This window comes from Bradyrhizobium prioriisuperbiae (assembly GCF_032397745.1).
Classification (GTDB): Bacteria; Pseudomonadota; Alphaproteobacteria; order Rhizobiales; family Xanthobacteraceae; genus Bradyrhizobium_A; species Bradyrhizobium_A prioriisuperbiae.
This window is the reverse complement of the sequence record NZ_CP135921.1, coordinates 31,215-44,913: the sequence shown is the minus strand read 5'-3', so window position 1 is coordinate 44,913 and position 13,699 is coordinate 31,215. Positions and strand designations below refer to the sequence as shown.

At 63.6% G+C, this 13,699-nt stretch carries 15 protein-coding genes; 11 read left to right on the top strand and 4 right to left on the bottom strand.

All coding sequences use genetic code 11. The features are described from left to right. The first annotated feature begins 48 nt into the window (after positions 1–48). The 6 genes from RS897_RS00205 to RS897_RS00180 all read left to right on the top strand — a co-directional run bounded on the left by RS897_RS00205 (position 49) and on the right by RS897_RS00180 (position 4,325). Complete coding sequence (locus RS897_RS00205) at positions 49–660, top strand: DUF1285 domain-containing protein (RefSeq protein WP_315834617.1); 612 nt, start codon at positions 49–51, stop codon at positions 658–660. 88 nt (positions 661–748) lie between these two features. Beyond that, positions 749–1,423, top strand: a complete 675-nt coding sequence (locus RS897_RS00200; RefSeq protein ID WP_315834616.1) for an NUDIX hydrolase — start codon at positions 749–751, stop codon at positions 1,421–1,423. Continuing rightward, complete coding sequence (locus RS897_RS00195; protein WP_315834615.1) at positions 1,420–1,683, top strand: DUF6111 family protein; 264 nt, start codon at positions 1,420–1,422, stop codon at positions 1,681–1,683. The genes RS897_RS00200 and RS897_RS00195 overlap by 4 nt, the downstream gene beginning before the upstream one ends. Further along, entirely contained in the window at positions 1,680–2,933 is a 1,254-nt protein-coding gene (locus RS897_RS00190) for a CCA tRNA nucleotidyltransferase (RefSeq protein ID WP_315834614.1), read from the top strand. The genes RS897_RS00195 and RS897_RS00190 overlap by 4 nt, the downstream gene beginning before the upstream one ends. A 307-nt stretch (positions 2,934–3,240) precedes the next feature. Further along, complete coding sequence (locus RS897_RS00185; protein ID WP_315834613.1) at positions 3,241–4,173, top strand: J domain-containing protein; 933 nt, start codon at positions 3,241–3,243, stop codon at positions 4,171–4,173. 8 nt (positions 4,174–4,181) lie between these two features. Beyond that, positions 4,182–4,325 carry a hypothetical protein gene (locus RS897_RS00180; RefSeq protein WP_315834612.1) on the top strand — a complete coding sequence of 48 codons (144 nt, stop codon included), beginning with the start codon at positions 4,182–4,184 and terminating at the stop codon, positions 4,323–4,325. A 154-nt stretch (positions 4,326–4,479) separates the two neighbouring features. Here the strand turns inward: RS897_RS00180 and hemF are convergent, their stop codons facing one another. From hemF to RS897_RS00160, 4 genes are read right to left on the bottom strand one after another with little or no spacing between them, the layout of a single operon-like run. Further along, complete coding sequence (gene hemF / locus RS897_RS00175; protein WP_315834611.1) at positions 4,480–5,376, bottom strand: oxygen-dependent coproporphyrinogen oxidase; 897 nt, start codon at positions 5,374–5,376, stop codon at positions 4,480–4,482. Between the two features lie 4 nt (positions 5,377–5,380). Continuing rightward, positions 5,381–5,746 carry a 6-pyruvoyl trahydropterin synthase family protein gene (locus RS897_RS00170; RefSeq protein WP_315834610.1) on the bottom strand — a complete coding sequence of 122 codons (366 nt, stop codon included), beginning with the start codon at positions 5,744–5,746 and terminating at the stop codon, positions 5,381–5,383. A 15-nt stretch (positions 5,747–5,761) separates the two neighbouring features. Then, the gene (queE, locus tag RS897_RS00165) at positions 5,762–6,394 is read right to left on the bottom strand and encodes a 7-carboxy-7-deazaguanine synthase (RefSeq protein ID WP_315834609.1); all 633 of its coding nucleotides are present in this window, start codon (positions 6,392–6,394) and stop codon (positions 5,762–5,764) included. Next, entirely contained in the window at positions 6,391–6,858 is a 468-nt protein-coding gene (locus RS897_RS00160) for a tRNA (cytidine(34)-2'-O)-methyltransferase (RefSeq protein ID WP_315834608.1), read from the bottom strand. The genes queE and RS897_RS00160 overlap by 4 nt, the downstream gene beginning before the upstream one ends. Positions 6,859–7,149: 291 nt before the next feature. On the opposite strand from RS897_RS00160, the gene petA reads away from it, so the two are divergent. The 5 genes from petA to RS897_RS00135 all read left to right on the top strand — a co-directional run bounded on the left by petA (position 7,150) and on the right by RS897_RS00135 (position 13,686). Next, positions 7,150–7,677, top strand: coding sequence for a ubiquinol-cytochrome c reductase iron-sulfur subunit (gene petA, locus RS897_RS00155; protein ID WP_315834607.1), 528 nt, complete (start codon positions 7,150–7,152; stop codon positions 7,675–7,677). 53 nt (positions 7,678–7,730) lie between these two features. Beyond that, entirely contained in the window at positions 7,731–9,803 is a 2,073-nt protein-coding gene (locus tag RS897_RS00150; protein WP_315834606.1) for a cytochrome c1, read from the top strand. Positions 9,804–10,014: 211 nt separating this feature from the next. Continuing rightward, positions 10,015–10,689, top strand: coding sequence for a dienelactone hydrolase family protein (locus RS897_RS00145; protein WP_315834605.1), 675 nt, complete (start codon positions 10,015–10,017; stop codon positions 10,687–10,689). A 22-nt stretch (positions 10,690–10,711) separates the two neighbouring features. Beyond that, positions 10,712–11,188 (top strand): GNAT family N-acetyltransferase, encoded by a 477-nt coding sequence (locus RS897_RS00140; RefSeq protein ID WP_315834604.1) that lies wholly within the window; start codon positions 10,712–10,714, stop codon positions 11,186–11,188. A 329-nt stretch (positions 11,189–11,517) separates the two neighbouring features. Then, on the top strand, positions 11,518–13,686 hold the full coding sequence (locus RS897_RS00135) for an anthranilate synthase component I (protein ID WP_315834603.1): 2,169 nt from the start codon (positions 11,518–11,520) through the stop codon (positions 13,684–13,686). The last annotated feature ends 13 nt before the right edge of the window (positions 13,687–13,699 follow it).

The following is a 13,699-nucleotide window of genomic DNA, read 5'->3' as shown; positions in this document are numbered from 1 at the left end:
AATTCGAGCCAACTCGCGGGCCAATGGTCATCAGCGTCGGGTTAAACAATGGCGAAGCAAGGGCAGACAGCGGGACCGCAGACCGGCAATGCGCTGGAGGAGATCGCTGCCGCCGCGCGCACAACCGGCACGAAAGGTCTGCCGCCGGTCCATCTGTGGAATCCACCGTTCTGCGGCGATCTGGACATGCGAATCGCCCGCGACGGAACCTGGTTTTATCTGGGCACGCCGATCGGGCGCCCGGCCCTGGTGCGGCTGTTTTCCAGCGTGCTGAAGCGCGAGGGCGACAAACACTTTCTAGTGACGCCAGTGGAAAAGGTCGGCATTCGCGTCGACGACGCGCCGTTCATGGCGGTCGAAATGCAGTGCGAGGGCGAGGGGCAGGGCCGTGTGCTGCATTTTCGCACCAATGTCGATGATTGGGTGAGGTGCGACGCCGAGCAACGGCTGCGCTTCGAGATGGCCGCGGACGGCGGGCTCACGCCCTATCTGCATGTCCGCAGCAATCTATGGGCGAAGGTGACGCGGGCGCTCTACTACGATCTGGTGGAACTGGGAGAGGAGCGAATCGAAGATAGTCATGCCAAATTCGGTGTGACATCGTCCGGCGCTTTTTTTGCAATGTCGGACTCTTTGAGAACCGACCCGATGAGTAACTGATCGATAAACGTCTGAGTCCAGAACAAATGTCTGATTTCACAATGTCCGATTCATTGGTAGCGGATGCGGAGCAGAGCAGGGGCTTGAGTTGACCGAACCACTATTGAAGCGCGACCTATCTTCCGACATTTCGTCGGCGGAATTTTTTGACCGCGCCAGGGCTCGCCTGAATTTCGACGTCCCGCCGGGTCTCAGCGACGCCAGCATCATTCCGGCGAGTGGCGATCAGGGCACCGATCGCATGCTGCGCATCATCGCGGAAGAACGGCCGATCCGGCCGGCCGCGGTGCTGATCGGCATTGTCGAGCACGAGAAGCCGACGGTGATTCTGACCCAGCGAGCCGCGCATCTCAACGATCACGCCGGGCAGATTTCGTTCCCCGGCGGCAAGATAGATGCCACCGACGCCTCGCCGCTCGAGGCTGCGCTGCGCGAAGTGGATGAGGAAATCGGCCTGCAGCGCTCGTTCATCATGCCGGTGGGTTACCTCGATCTCTATGCCACCGGCTTCGGATTTCGGATTCTGCCGACGCTTGCGCGAGTGCGCCCCGGCTTCACGCTGCGCGTCAATGCCGACGAAGTCGACGAGGTGTTCGAGGTGCCGCTGGCGTTCCTGATGGACCCGATCAATCATCAGGTCCACAGCAAGGAATGGCGCGGCATGATGCGGTCGTATTACGCGATGCCGTTCGCCGAGCGTTATATCTGGGGCGCGACCGCGGGAATCCTGCGGGTGCTGTACGAGCGGATTATTCAATCATGATTCGTCCGGTGCTGACGGAAATCGGCATCTTCCTCATCCCGTTCGCCGTCTATGCCATGTTTCTGATCGCGACCCGGACCGGCGTGCTGACGTCGTCGTCATGGCCGGTGGTCGTGCTCGTCCGGCTGGCGATCGTGGCTTTCCTGTTGACGATTCTCAGTCTGGTGCTGCTGGCACATTTTTCCGGCGCGCCGCCGAATGCGACCTATGTGCCCGCGCATATCGAGAATGGCAAACTGGTGCCGGGGACGGAGAGATGACGGAGCGCAGGCTGCATGACGCGCCATGGCTGCAGAGCGGGCCTGCCGCCCGCGTGCTCGCTTTGCTGAACGGCGGTGGCGAAGAGGCGCGGGTGGTGGGCGGCGCGGTCCGTAACGCGCTGCTGGGGTTGCTGCCCGGTGACATCGATATCGCGACCACCATGTTACCCGACGACGTGGCTCGCCTTGCTGAAGCCGCAGGATTGAAGGTCGTTCCGACGGGAATCGAGCACGGCACCGTGACGCTGGTCGCCGACGGCACGCCGTTCGAGGTCACGACGTTGCGCGAAGACGTCGAGACGTTCGGCCGCAAGGCCAAGGTCGCGTTCGGGCGCGACTGGGCGCGCGACGCGCAGCGCCGCGATTTCACCATCAACGGGCTGTCGGCTGATGCTGATGGCGTCGTGCACGACCATGTCGGCGGCCTTGACGACATCGCGGCACGCCGCGTCCGTTTCATCGGTCAGCCTGCGGCGCGCATCGCCGAGGATTATCTGCGCATCCTGCGTTTCTTTCGCATCCACGCGGCCTACGGATCGGGGAATGTGGACCGGACCGGCTATCTGGCTTGCATCGACGGGCGCACGGGACTGGCGACGCTATCGGCGGAGCGAATCCGCATGGAAATGCTGAAGCTCATGGTGGCGCCGCGTGCGGCCGACGCGCTGGTGGCGATGAACGACGGCGGATTGCTGCTGCCGGTGCTTGGTGGCGTGGTCTATCACGGCCCATTCGCGGCGATGATTGCGGCGGAGCGGGCGCTGGAGGTGACCCCCGACGCGGTGTTGCGGCTCGGCGCGCTTGCCGTCGCCGTCACTGAAGATGCGCGCCGCCTGGCGCAGCGGCTGCGGTTGTCCAATGCCGAAGCCAAGCGGCTGGACTCGATGGGCCACCGCTGGTGGCGGCTGCGCGGCATGGATGATGCCGTGGCCCGGCGGCGGCTGTACAGGTTGGGTGTCGAACGTTATCGCGATCGCGTCATGCTGGCCTGGGCCCGTACCGGCAGCAATGCCGATACGGCGCGCTGGATCGAACTCGTCACCTTGCCGCAGCGCTGGACCGCGCCGAAATTTCCGCTCAAGGCCGCGGACCTGATCGCCCGTGGCATCGGCGAGGGGCCGGCGCTCGGCCATGTGCTGACGCTCGCCGAGGACGCCTGGCTCGCCGGCGACTTCGCGTCCGACGTCGCAAGCCTGGAAAAAATCGCTGACGACACCGTCGCGCGCTTCAAGCGCGAGCATCGGTTGTAGGCCGTCCGCTCTCGAAATTTTCGGCGTCATTGCCGGGCTTGACCCGGCAATCCAGCTTGTTGCATGTGAGGCGCTGAAAGCCGGGTACGCGAGCCAAGCTCGCGCGTGGCGGTGAGAAGGGCGATCCATGGCCGAGAAAAAAGCCGCCAAATCGATCTCGGTTGTCGCGCAATCCGATGCGCCGAAATTGTCGAAGGCGCAGAAGGCGTTTAACGGGCTGATCAAGGACATCGAAGCCAAGCGCGCTGCGCTACGGGCCTGGGAGCAGGCCAAAGTGTCTTATCAAGCCAAATACACGCAGAACCTGTTGCCGCTGGAGCAGCGATTTGCGCAGTTGCGACTTAAAATGGTTCACAGTCTCGATCTGGCCTGGAGCCAGACGGGACTGACCAGGTCTGAAAAAACGGCGATCTCGCGACTCGTCAGCGACATCGCCATCGTGATGCTTGTTGAGAATGGCGATCAAGCCGACCTGAAAGCGATCTATAACAAGCACAGCGGCGCCGATTTCGATGCCGAAATGGCTGACGAAGACGATGCATTGAAAGAGCTCTCGGACTTTCTGTTTGGTTCCGATGAAGACAATGACGATGAGGACTTCGACGCGCCGGATGAGCGGCCTTCGCGCAGTCAAAAAACATCTGAAAAAGAAGAGGACGGTCGGCCGGCCCGCGAAGGCGCGGCGTTTGAGGAAAACCTTCAGGCCGAGCCGCAAAAGTCGCCCACGCAGCTTGCGGCGGAAAAGCGCGCCAAGGCGGGGCAGGAGCAACTCCGGCAGTCAATTCGCGAGGTGTACCGCAAGCTGGTGGTGGCGCTGCATCCCGATCTCGAATCCGATCCGCAGGAACGCCAGCGGAAAACCGAACTGATGCAGCGCGTCAACGCGGCCTACAATCAGAAGAACCTGTTGTTGCTGCTGGAGCTTCAGCTCGAACTCGAACACATCGACCAGCACGACATCAACAACATCAGCGAAGATCGGCTCAAGCACTACAACAAGATTTTGCGGGAGCAAGTCGGCGAACTGAATTCCGAACTCGCCGAGATCGAGGACGGCTTCCGCTCGATGTGGGATCTGGCGCCGTTCGGCCGGCTGACGCCCGACACGGTGATGCGCCAGCTCACCGGCGCGGTGGCTGAGCTGCGACGGAACGTTCGCGAAATTGAAAACGATCTGCGAATTGTCGGCGACATCCGGGTGCTGAAGATGTGGCTCAAGGGATCGAGGCGCAGGCGGTGAGCGGAGTGATGCATCATTTCGCTGCCGATCTCGCCGGCCTGCGACGGGGCCTCCGCGAACTCGACAAGGAGCCGAATGTGTTCGCCGACGTCAAGATGCTCAAGATGTGGCTGACGGGATTCAAGCGCAGCCGGCGGTGGCCTTCGCGTTGAGGACAGGGTGCGCTTCAAGCGCGAGCACTGATTTTGATTTAGCTTTGTCGTTCGAGAAGACGCGTAAAGCCTCTCGATATTCTCCGCGTCGTGCCCGGCACAAGGCCGGGCACGACGGAGTGTTTGGGGGGTAGGGGCGTTGCCTCAAACGCCCCTACGGCCACTTCACCTCGGGCGGCATCGACGACAGGATCGAATCGACATTGCCGCCGGTCTTCAGGCCGAAGATGGTGCCGCGGTCGTACAGCAGGTTGAACTCGACATAACGTCCGCGCCGGACCAGTTGTTCATGCCGATCCTGCTCGGTCCAGGGCGTGGCGAAATTGTTGCGCGCGATCTGCGGATAGACCGCAGCGAAGGTGCGGCCGACGTCCTGGGTGAAGGCGAAGGCGGCGTCCCAGTCGGTTTCCAGCCAGTCGTAGAAGATGCCGCCGATGCCGCGCGCTTCCTTGCGATGCGGCAGATAAAAATACTCGTCGCACCAGGTCTTGAATTTCTCGTAGGGCGCGATGCCGGCATGGGCATCGCAGGCGGCCTTGAAGGCGCCGTGGAAGGCCACCGTGTCCGGATCGTCCTGGGTGCGCCGACGATCGAGCACCGGGGTGAGGTCGGCGCCGCCGCCGAACCAGGCCTTGGTGGTGACCACGAAGCGGGTGTTCATGTGCACCGCCGGCACATGCGGGTTGCGCAGATGGGCGATGATGGAAATGCCCGAGGCCCAGAACCGCGGGTCATCCGCCGCGCCGGGGATCTGGGCGCGAAACTCCGGGGCGAACTCGCCGTGCACGGTCGAGCAATGCACGCCGACCTTCTCGAACAGCCGTCCGCGCATCACCGACATCACGCCGCCGCCGCCGGGTTCGCCGGTGTGATCGGTGCGGTCCCACGGGGTGCGGACGAACCGTCCGGGAGCGAGCGGATAGAGGTTCGCCGGCGCCTCGTCCTCCAGGGTTTCGAACGCCTTGCAGATGTCGTCGCGCAGGCTTTCGAACCAGGCTCTGGCGCGCTGCTTGCGATCCTCGATCGTCGTGGTGTCGATCGTCGCGGTCATGAGCTTATCCCTGCGGGCCGAAATAAGAGCAGCTTTCGTTACAGCTGTCGCGGTACACACTCACGCGGGTGACGTGGCCGGTCGTCTGCACGCGCTCCCAGATGAAACGTGTGAGATTTTCCAGTGTCGGCTGCCCCAGCGCCTCGACCCGGTTCAACAGCTTGTGGTCGAGCAGGGCGCGGACCTCGCCGATGCGCTGCTCGAGCACGCCGAGGTCCATCACCATTCCGGTGGCAGGGTCCGGCGTGCCGCGCACCGCCACTTCGGCGCGGAACGAATGGCCGTGAATCTCCTCGCTCGCGTCTTCCAGTGTCGTTCCCGACAGCGCATGCGCGGCTTCGAAACGGAACGATTTCGTCAATTCCCACATCGGTTCGATTTATCCCTATCTGATGCCGAGCGACTTGTGCGTCTGCACGCTCAGCCGCCATTGCGGATGCCGCAGGCAGTAGTCGATGGCGCGCGCCGTATTTTCCGCGACGTCCGGGCCGTCCATCGGCTGCAGGGCGAAGCGCTCGAAATCGAGGTCCGCGAAATTCTCCGGAGGTGCTTCCGTTTGTGGATACACCAGTTTCAGCTCGTGTCCCTTGCGGATACGCAGTTCGGAACCGGCCTTCGGGCTGACGCACAACCAGTCGAGGCCGGGCGGCGGCGCAATGGTGCCGTTGGTCTCCACCGCAATGATAAAGTGCCGGGCGTGCAGGGCGTCGATCAAGGCGGTGTCGATCTGCAGCATCGGCTCGCCGCCTGTCAGCACCACATAGCGGTTCTCAGGCGGTCCCGCCCAGGTCGACGCGATCACGTCGGCCAGATCGTCGGCTGTGGCGTAGCGGCCGCCGAGCGTGCCGTCGGTGCCGACGAAATCAGTGTCGCAGAACTGGCAGGTTGCGGTGACGCGATCCTGCTCGCGACCGGTCCACAGGTTGCAGCCGCTGAACCGGCAGAACACGGAGACGCGCCCCACCTGAGCGCCTTCGCCCTGCAGGGTCAGGAAAATCTCCTTGACCGTGTAACTCATGTCCAGGTTCCTTTGCCCGGCCGGGTCTGCCTCAGGGCCTCGCCCACCGCCATGGCCGCGGCCATCGCCACGTTCAGCGACCGCAGTCCCGGCGCGATCGGGATCAGCAGCCGCTCGTCGGCCGCCTCAGCGACCTCGTCGGGCACACCGGCCGATTCCCGGCCGAACAGCAGAATATCCTCCGGGCGGAAGGTGTAGTCGAGATAGGGCAAAGCCCCCTTGGTGGTAAACAGGATCAGCCGCGCCCCCGCCGCATGGCGCCAATGCTCGAAATGCCCCCAGGACGTATGGCGCTGGATGGTGACCAGGTCGAGGTAGTCCATACCGGACCGGCGGAAGTGCCGGTCGCTGACCGGAAAGCCGGCTGGCTCGATGATATGGGCTTCCACACCGAGGCATGCGCACAGCCGCAGAATCGTTCCGGTGTTCTGCGGAATGTCGGGTTGAAACAGGGCTATCCGCATCTCGAAGGGGCCTCTTGCCGATGACAGAACCGCAACAAAATCCGTGGTTGGCGGCGGTTTTGGTGCATCGCATGCAAGTCTGCGGATAGCGGGCTTGCGCTCTCCCGGCAAGGGTGCCAATAGAACGATTCTGGATTGCATGTTCCGACTGGTATTAACCGGCTTTGCGGGGATGTGGTCTTTTCTGCCACCGTGGGGGGCCCCGCGGGCACCGGTCACTGTCCTGGATCGCGGTCTTAAGCGTCTCTGGGGGCGGTTCCGCCGGCTGCAGACCAGAAAGGGTGTGGGATCGTGACGACCTCGACTTCGGCGGAGCCTACCCGCCGCGACTTTCTCTATATCGCAACAGGTGCGGTGGCAGGCGTGGGGGCCGTCGCAACCGCCTGGCCCCTGATTTCTCAGATGAACCCGGACGCTTCGACCATTGCGGCCGGCGCGCCCATCGATGTCGACCTGTCGCCGATCACCGAAGGCCAGGCCATCAAGGTGTTCTGGCGCGGCAAGCCGATCTACATCATGAACCGCACCAAGAAGCAGATCGAAGAGGCGCGCGCGGTCAACGTCGCGAGCCTGCCCGATCCGCAGACCGACCAGGCGCGGGTCAAGGAAGGCCACGACCAGTGGCTGATCGTGATCGGCATCTGCACCCATCTCGGTTGCATCCCGATCGCCCATGAAGGCAATTACGATGGCTTCTTCTGCCCCTGCCACGGCTCGCAGTATGATTCCTCGGGTCGCATCCGCCAGGGGCCGGCGCCGGCCAATCTGCCGCTGCCGCCCTACGCCTTCACCGCCGACACCAAAATCAAGATCGGCTAAGCCGCTTTCAGCTTTCAGCCGACTGTCTCGCTTCATCTTTTCAGGATCGCATCATGAGCGGACCATCCAGCTACCAGCCGCAGAACGCAGTTTTGAAGTGGGTTGAACGGCGCCTGCCGATCGGCGGCCTGATCCACTCGTCGTTCATTGTCTATCCGACCCCGCGCAACCTGAACTACTGGTGGACCTTCGGCGCCATCCTTTCGTTCATGCTCGGCGTGCAGATCCTGACCGGCATCATTCTGGCAATGCACTACACGCCGCATGCCGATCTCGCCTTCAAGTCGGTCGAAGGCATCATGCGCGACGTCAATTACGGCTGGCTGCTGCGCTACCTGCACTCCAACGGCGCGTCGATGTTCTTCATCGCAGTCTACATCCACATGTTCCGCGGCCTGTATTACGGGTCGTACAAGGAGCCGCGCGAAATCCTCTGGATCCTCGGTGTCATCATCTATCTCCTCATGATGGCGACCGGCTTCATGGGCTACGTGCTGCCGTGGGGCCAGATGAGCTTCTGGGGCGCCACCGTCATCACCAACCTGTTTTCCGCCATACCCTATGTTGGCGAGAGCATCGTCACGCTGCTGTGGGGCGGCTACGCGGTCGGCAATCCGACCCTGAACCGCTTCTTCTCGCTGCACTACCTGCTGCCGTTCGTGATTGCCGGTGTCGTCGTGCTGCACATCTGGGCGTTGCACGTGGCGGGCCAGAACAATCCGGCCGGCGTCGAGCCGCAGACCGAGAAGGACACGGTGCCGTTCACGCCCTATGCGACCATCAAGGACGCTTTCGGCATCTCCTGCTTCCTGCTGTTCTATGCCTGGTTCCTGTTCTACACGCCGAACTTCCTCGGCGATCCCGACAACTACATCGTCGCCAATCCCGGCGTGACCCCGGCGCACATCGTGCCTGAGTGGTACTACCTGCCGTTCTACGCCATCCTGCGCTCGATCCCGAGCAAGCTCGGCGGCGTGGTGGCGATGTTCAGCGCCATCCTGGTGCTGGCGTTCCTGCCCTGGCTCGATGGCGCCAAGGCCCGTTCGTCGCGGTATCGGCCGCTGTCGCGGCAGTTCTTCTGGATCTTCGTGGTGGTCTGCCTGGTGCTGGGCTGGCTCGGCGCGCAGCCGCCGGAGGGTATCTATGTGGTCGCCGGTCGCATCCTGACCGCCTATTACTTCTTCCATTTCCTGATCCTGCTGCCGGTGCTCAGCCGCATCGAGACCGCCCGTCCGCTGCCGAACTCGATCGCCGACGACGTGCTCGGCAAGGCCGGCAAGCTCAAGACGGCGGCCTCGGCGCTGGCGATCTTCGGCCTTGCGGGACTGCTGCTGGTCGGCGGCACCGGCACCTCGCGTGCCGAGGATGCGCACAGCCAGCCAACGCCGCCCTCGCTGAAATGGTCGTTCGCCGGTCCCTTCGGCAAGTATGACCAGGCCCAGCTGCAGCGCGGCCTCAAGGTCTACAAGGAAGTCTGCGCGGCCTGTCATTCGCTGAACTACATCGCGTTCCGCAACATCGCCGACCCCGGTGGTCCCGGCTATTCGGAAGCGCAGGCCGCCGGCCTTGCCGGCGAATACAAGGTCAAGGACGGTCCGAACGACCAGGGCGAGATGTTCGAGCGGCCCGGTCGCCCGGCGGACTATTTCCCGGCGCCGTTCCCGAACGAGCAGGCGGCGCGGGCGGCCAATGGCGGCGCAGCACCGCCGGACCTGTCGCTGATGGCCAAGGCGCGTGGCTACGAGCGCGGCTTCCCGCAGTTCGTGTTCGACCTGTTCCTCCAGTTCCAGGAAAAGGGCCCGAACTACATCACCGCCCTGCTGCAGGGCTATGAGGACGCGCCGAAGGGCTTCACGCTGCCGGCGGGATCGAACTACAACAAGTTTTTCTCGGGTCATGCGATCGGCATGCCGAACCCGCTGAGCGACGGCCAGGTGACCTTTGACGACGGCTCGCCGGCAACAGTGAAGCAGTACGCCACCGACGTCTCGGCCTTCCTGATGTGGACGGCGGAGCCGAAGCTCGAAGCTCGCAAGCGCCTGGGCTTCCAGGTCATGATCTTCCTGCTGGTGCTGTCCGTATTGCTCTACTTCACCAAGCGGCGGGTCTGGGCCAACGCACACTGACCTCGGTCGGATCGTTTTTCGGAAAGGGCTCCCTTGCGGAGCCCTTTTTCATGTTCGGTTTCATGTCCCGCAATCGTCTAACGAACAGGGCTGCTGTCATCGCCATGTGATGCAGCGAGCCTACTCGGCGATTGCACAACGCGTATCTCGGCGGCATGCTGCGGCCCGCTCGCGTCCGAAACGTCCTGTCCGAAAAGTTCTGGAGGAACACATGGGAACATCCATCACATTCAAGCGCCCCGACGGCAAAGAAGCGAAGGGCTATCTCGCCAATGCGTCGCGCGGCAATGCGCCCGGCGTGGTTGTCATCCAGGAATGGTGGGGCCTGTCCGAGAACATCAAGGGACTGACGGACCGTTTCGCGCTGGCCGGCTTCGATGCGCTGGCGCCCGATCTCTACAATGGCGTGCTGGTGCCCTATCACGACATGGAAGCAGCCAACAAGGAAATGGGCTCGCTGAACTTCATGGACGCCACCGAGCAGACCGTGCGCGGCGCCGTGCAGTATCTCAAGCGCAACGGCGCCAAGGTCGGGCTGACCGGCTTCTGCCTTGGCGGTGCGGTGACCATCATCGGTTCGGCGCGCATCCCCGAGCTCAGTGCAGCGGTCTGTTTCTACGGCATTCCGCCGGAGCAGGCGGCGAAGCCCGCCGACGTGAAGGTGCCGCTGCAGGGCCACTTCGCCAACAAGGACGACTGGTGCACCCCGCAGGTGGTCGATGCCTTCGAGCAGGGCCTCAACGCCGCCGGCAAAAAGGCGGAGTTCTTCCGCTATGATGCCGAGCACGCGTTCGTCAACGAACAGCGCGTGGCGGTGCATGATCGCGAGGCGGCCGAGCTTGCGTGGGGCCGTGCGGCGGATTTCTTCAAGACCCATCTGGGTTAGCGAAACCGGGGAGGCGGCGCGCGTGGATTTCTCGATCTCCGACCTGCGCGAGCGGCCGGACTTCTTCGACACCGTCGCCGATCGGATCTGGACTGCGTGGTGGAAGCGGCATGGCGTGTCGCGCGACACTATCGTCGCGCGGCTGCGCGAAAATCTCGAACCGCAGCCGATTCCGCTGGCGCTGGTCGCCCATGAGGACGATGTCTTCGTCGGGACGGTGTCGTTGATCGCGTCCGACATTGACGAGCGCCCGAACTACACGCCCTGGGTTGCGGCGGCGTGGGTCGAGCCGGATCATCGCGGCCGCCGGGTGGGGGCGGCTCTGGTCGGTGCAGCTGCCGCCAAGGGGTTCGAGCTCGGCTGGGAGCGGCTCTATTTGTGTGCCGCCGAGGTCCGCCGGTCCTACTATGAGCGATTGGGCTGGAGTCCGATCGAAGAAGGTGTCGGGGACCTGCGCCTGACGGTGTTCAGCAAGGCGAAAGACGCTGACCCACAATGAGGCCGCAAAACGGGCTCACGCCCCCGGGAGCGGGGCCGTTCCTGCCCGTTTTCCGGGTGGCGCCCCTTGACGGCCTGACCGCGGCATGATGATTTGCTGGCCATGAACACCGTGATCAGCCCATCCCGTCTTTGGTGGCCCACCTTCTAAAAGGTGGCCGGTGCGATCTATCTCAGTCTCTCACCCATCGTTCAGGCCGTCATCGCAGTGCGACGGCCTTTTGTTCGTTTGTTCTGCATGGCGCGCCCTTCCACAGAGCATGATCCGGAAAAGTGGATCCCGGTTTTCCGAAAAGATCATGCTTCTTTAAAAGGACCTAAGAGGACCCCATGAACAGAACCGTTTTCTCGCTTCCACCGCAGGAGGCCTACCGGACCGCCAGCGGCCTCGCCGTGACGCGCACCGTGGCGCAATTCACCGGTGGCGCGGCGCTGGACGGACTGATCGAGTTGCTCGATCGCCGGCGCGGCGTTGTGCTGTCGTCGGGCACCACGGTGCCGGGACGCTATGAGAGCTTCGATCTCGGCTTTGCCAATCCACCGCTGCGGCTGGAGGCCACCGGCGTCGATTTCCTGCTCCATGCGCTCAACGCCCGGGGCCGGGTGCTGATTGCGTTTCTTGCCGACACATTGAGCGAGCCCTGTGCCGCGATCACTGAGCGTAGCGCCACCCGGCTTGCCGGTCATATCGTGCGTGGCGATGCCCCGGTCGACGAAGACCAGCGCACCCGCCGCGCCAGCATCATGTCGCTGGTGCGCGCCATTATTGCCGCCATGAGCCATGCGGCCGATCCGCTGCATGGCCTGTTCGGCGCCTTCGCCTACGACCTGGTGTTCCAGATGGAAGACCTGGTGCAGAAGCGCGCACGCGAGGCCGACCAGCGCGACATCGTGCTCTATATTCCCGACCAGCTCCTGGCCTACGACCGCGCCACCGGGCGTGGCGTCACCCTGTCCTACGAGTTCACCTGGAAGGACAAATCGACCGACGGGCTCGACCGTGACACGCCGGAGAGCGTGTATGCGAAGACGCCGCGGCAGGGCTTTGCCGATCATGCGCCGGGCGTCTATCAGGCCACCGTGCAGAAGGCGCGCGAGGCGTTCGCGCGAGGCGACCTGTTCGAGGCAGTGCCGGGACAATTGTTCGGCGAACCCTGCGAACGCTCGCCGGCCGAAGTGTTCCAGCGTCTGTGCAAGATCAATCCGTCGCCCTATGGCGCACTGATGAATCTCGGCGACGGCGAATTCCTGGTGGCGGCGTCGCCGGAGATGTTCGTGCGCTCCGATGGCCGCCGTGTCGAAACCTGTCCGATTTCCGGCACCATTGCGCGCGGAGTCGATGCCATCGGCGATGCCGAGCAGATCCGCCAGCTGCTGAACTCGGAGAAGGACGAGTTCGAGCTCAACATGTGCACCGACGTCGATCGTAACGACAAGGCGCGCGTCTGCGTGCCCGGCACCATCAAGGTGCTGGCGCGGCGGCAGATCGAGACCTATTCGAAACTGTTTCACACCGTCGATCATGTCGAAGGCATCCTGCGGCCCGGCTTCGATTCACTGGACGCGTTCCTGACCCATGCCTGGGCGGTGACGGTGACTGGTGCGCCGAAACTGTGGGCGATGCAGTTCGTCGAGGACAATGAGCGCTCGTCGCGCCGCTGGTATGCGGGCGCGATCGGCGGCGTCTCGTTCGACGGCGGCATCAACACCGGCATCACCATCCGCACCATCCGCATGAAGGATGGCCTCGCCGAAGTGCGGGTCGGTGCCACGCTGCTGTTCGACAGCGATCCTGTGGCCGAGGAGAAGGAATGCCAGACCAAGGCGGCGGCGCTGTTCCAGGCGCTGCGCGGCGATCCGCCGAAGCCATTGTCGGCGCTGTCGCCGGACGCATCCGGCTCCGGCAAGAAGGTGCTGCTGATCGATCACGAGGATTCCTTCGTGCACATGCTGGCGGATTATTTCCGCCAGGTCGGGGCCGAGGTCCGCGTCGTCAGGCACAATCATGCGCTGGAGACGATCGAGAAGCAGGCCTATGACCTCTTGGTGCTGTCGCCGGGGCCGGGACGTCCCGAGGACTTCGGCATCGCCAGGACGCTTGCCGCGGCAATTGAGAAAAAGATGCCGGTGTTCGGCGTCTGCCTCGGTGTGCAGGCGATCGGCGAATATTTCGGCGGCCAGCTTGGCCAGCTCGCCCAGCCTGCCCATGGCCGGCCCTCGCGCATCCAGGTGCGCGGCGGCACCCTGATGAAGAACCTGCCGAACGAGATCGTGATCGGCCGCTATCATTCGCTGTATGTGGAGCGCGACGGCATGCCCGACGTGCTCGAGGTGACTGCAACCACCGAGGACGGCGTAGCGATGGCGATCGAGCACAAGACGCTGCCGATCGGTGGCGTCCAGTTCCACCCGGAATCGCTGATGTCGCTGGGCGGCGAGGTCGGACTTCGTATTGTTGAAAATGCATTCCGGCTTGGCACTGCGCGAGAGCCGCATTGAAAGGCGATTGATC

Coding starts and splice junctions, on each gene's coding strand:
- RS897_RS00205 (WP_315834617.1), top strand. CDS start 49: ATGGCGAAGCAAGGGCAGACAGCGGGACCGCAGACCGGCAATGCGCTG.
- hemF (WP_315834611.1), bottom strand. CDS start 5,376: ATGACCGCGACGATCGACACCACGACGATCGAGGATCGCAAGCAGCGC.
- RS897_RS00170 (WP_315834610.1), bottom strand. CDS start 5,746: ATGTGGGAATTGACGAAATCGTTCCGTTTCGAAGCCGCGCATGCGCTG.
- RS897_RS00135 (WP_315834603.1), top strand. CDS start 11,518: ATGAACAGAACCGTTTTCTCGCTTCCACCGCAGGAGGCCTACCGGACC.
- RS897_RS00180 (WP_315834612.1), top strand. CDS start 4,182: ATGCATCATTTCGCTGCCGATCTCGCCGGCCTGCGACGGGGCCTCCGC.
- RS897_RS00190 (WP_315834614.1), top strand. CDS start 1,680: ATGACGGAGCGCAGGCTGCATGACGCGCCATGGCTGCAGAGCGGGCCT.
- RS897_RS00160 (WP_315834608.1), bottom strand. CDS start 6,858: ATGCGGATAGCCCTGTTTCAACCCGACATTCCGCAGAACACCGGAACG.
- queE (WP_315834609.1), bottom strand. CDS start 6,394: ATGAGTTACACGGTCAAGGAGATTTTCCTGACCCTGCAGGGCGAAGGC.
- RS897_RS00195 (WP_315834615.1), top strand. CDS start 1,420: ATGATTCGTCCGGTGCTGACGGAAATCGGCATCTTCCTCATCCCGTTC.
- RS897_RS00150 (WP_315834606.1), top strand. CDS start 7,731: ATGAGCGGACCATCCAGCTACCAGCCGCAGAACGCAGTTTTGAAGTGG.
- RS897_RS00145 (WP_315834605.1), top strand. CDS start 10,015: ATGGGAACATCCATCACATTCAAGCGCCCCGACGGCAAAGAAGCGAAG.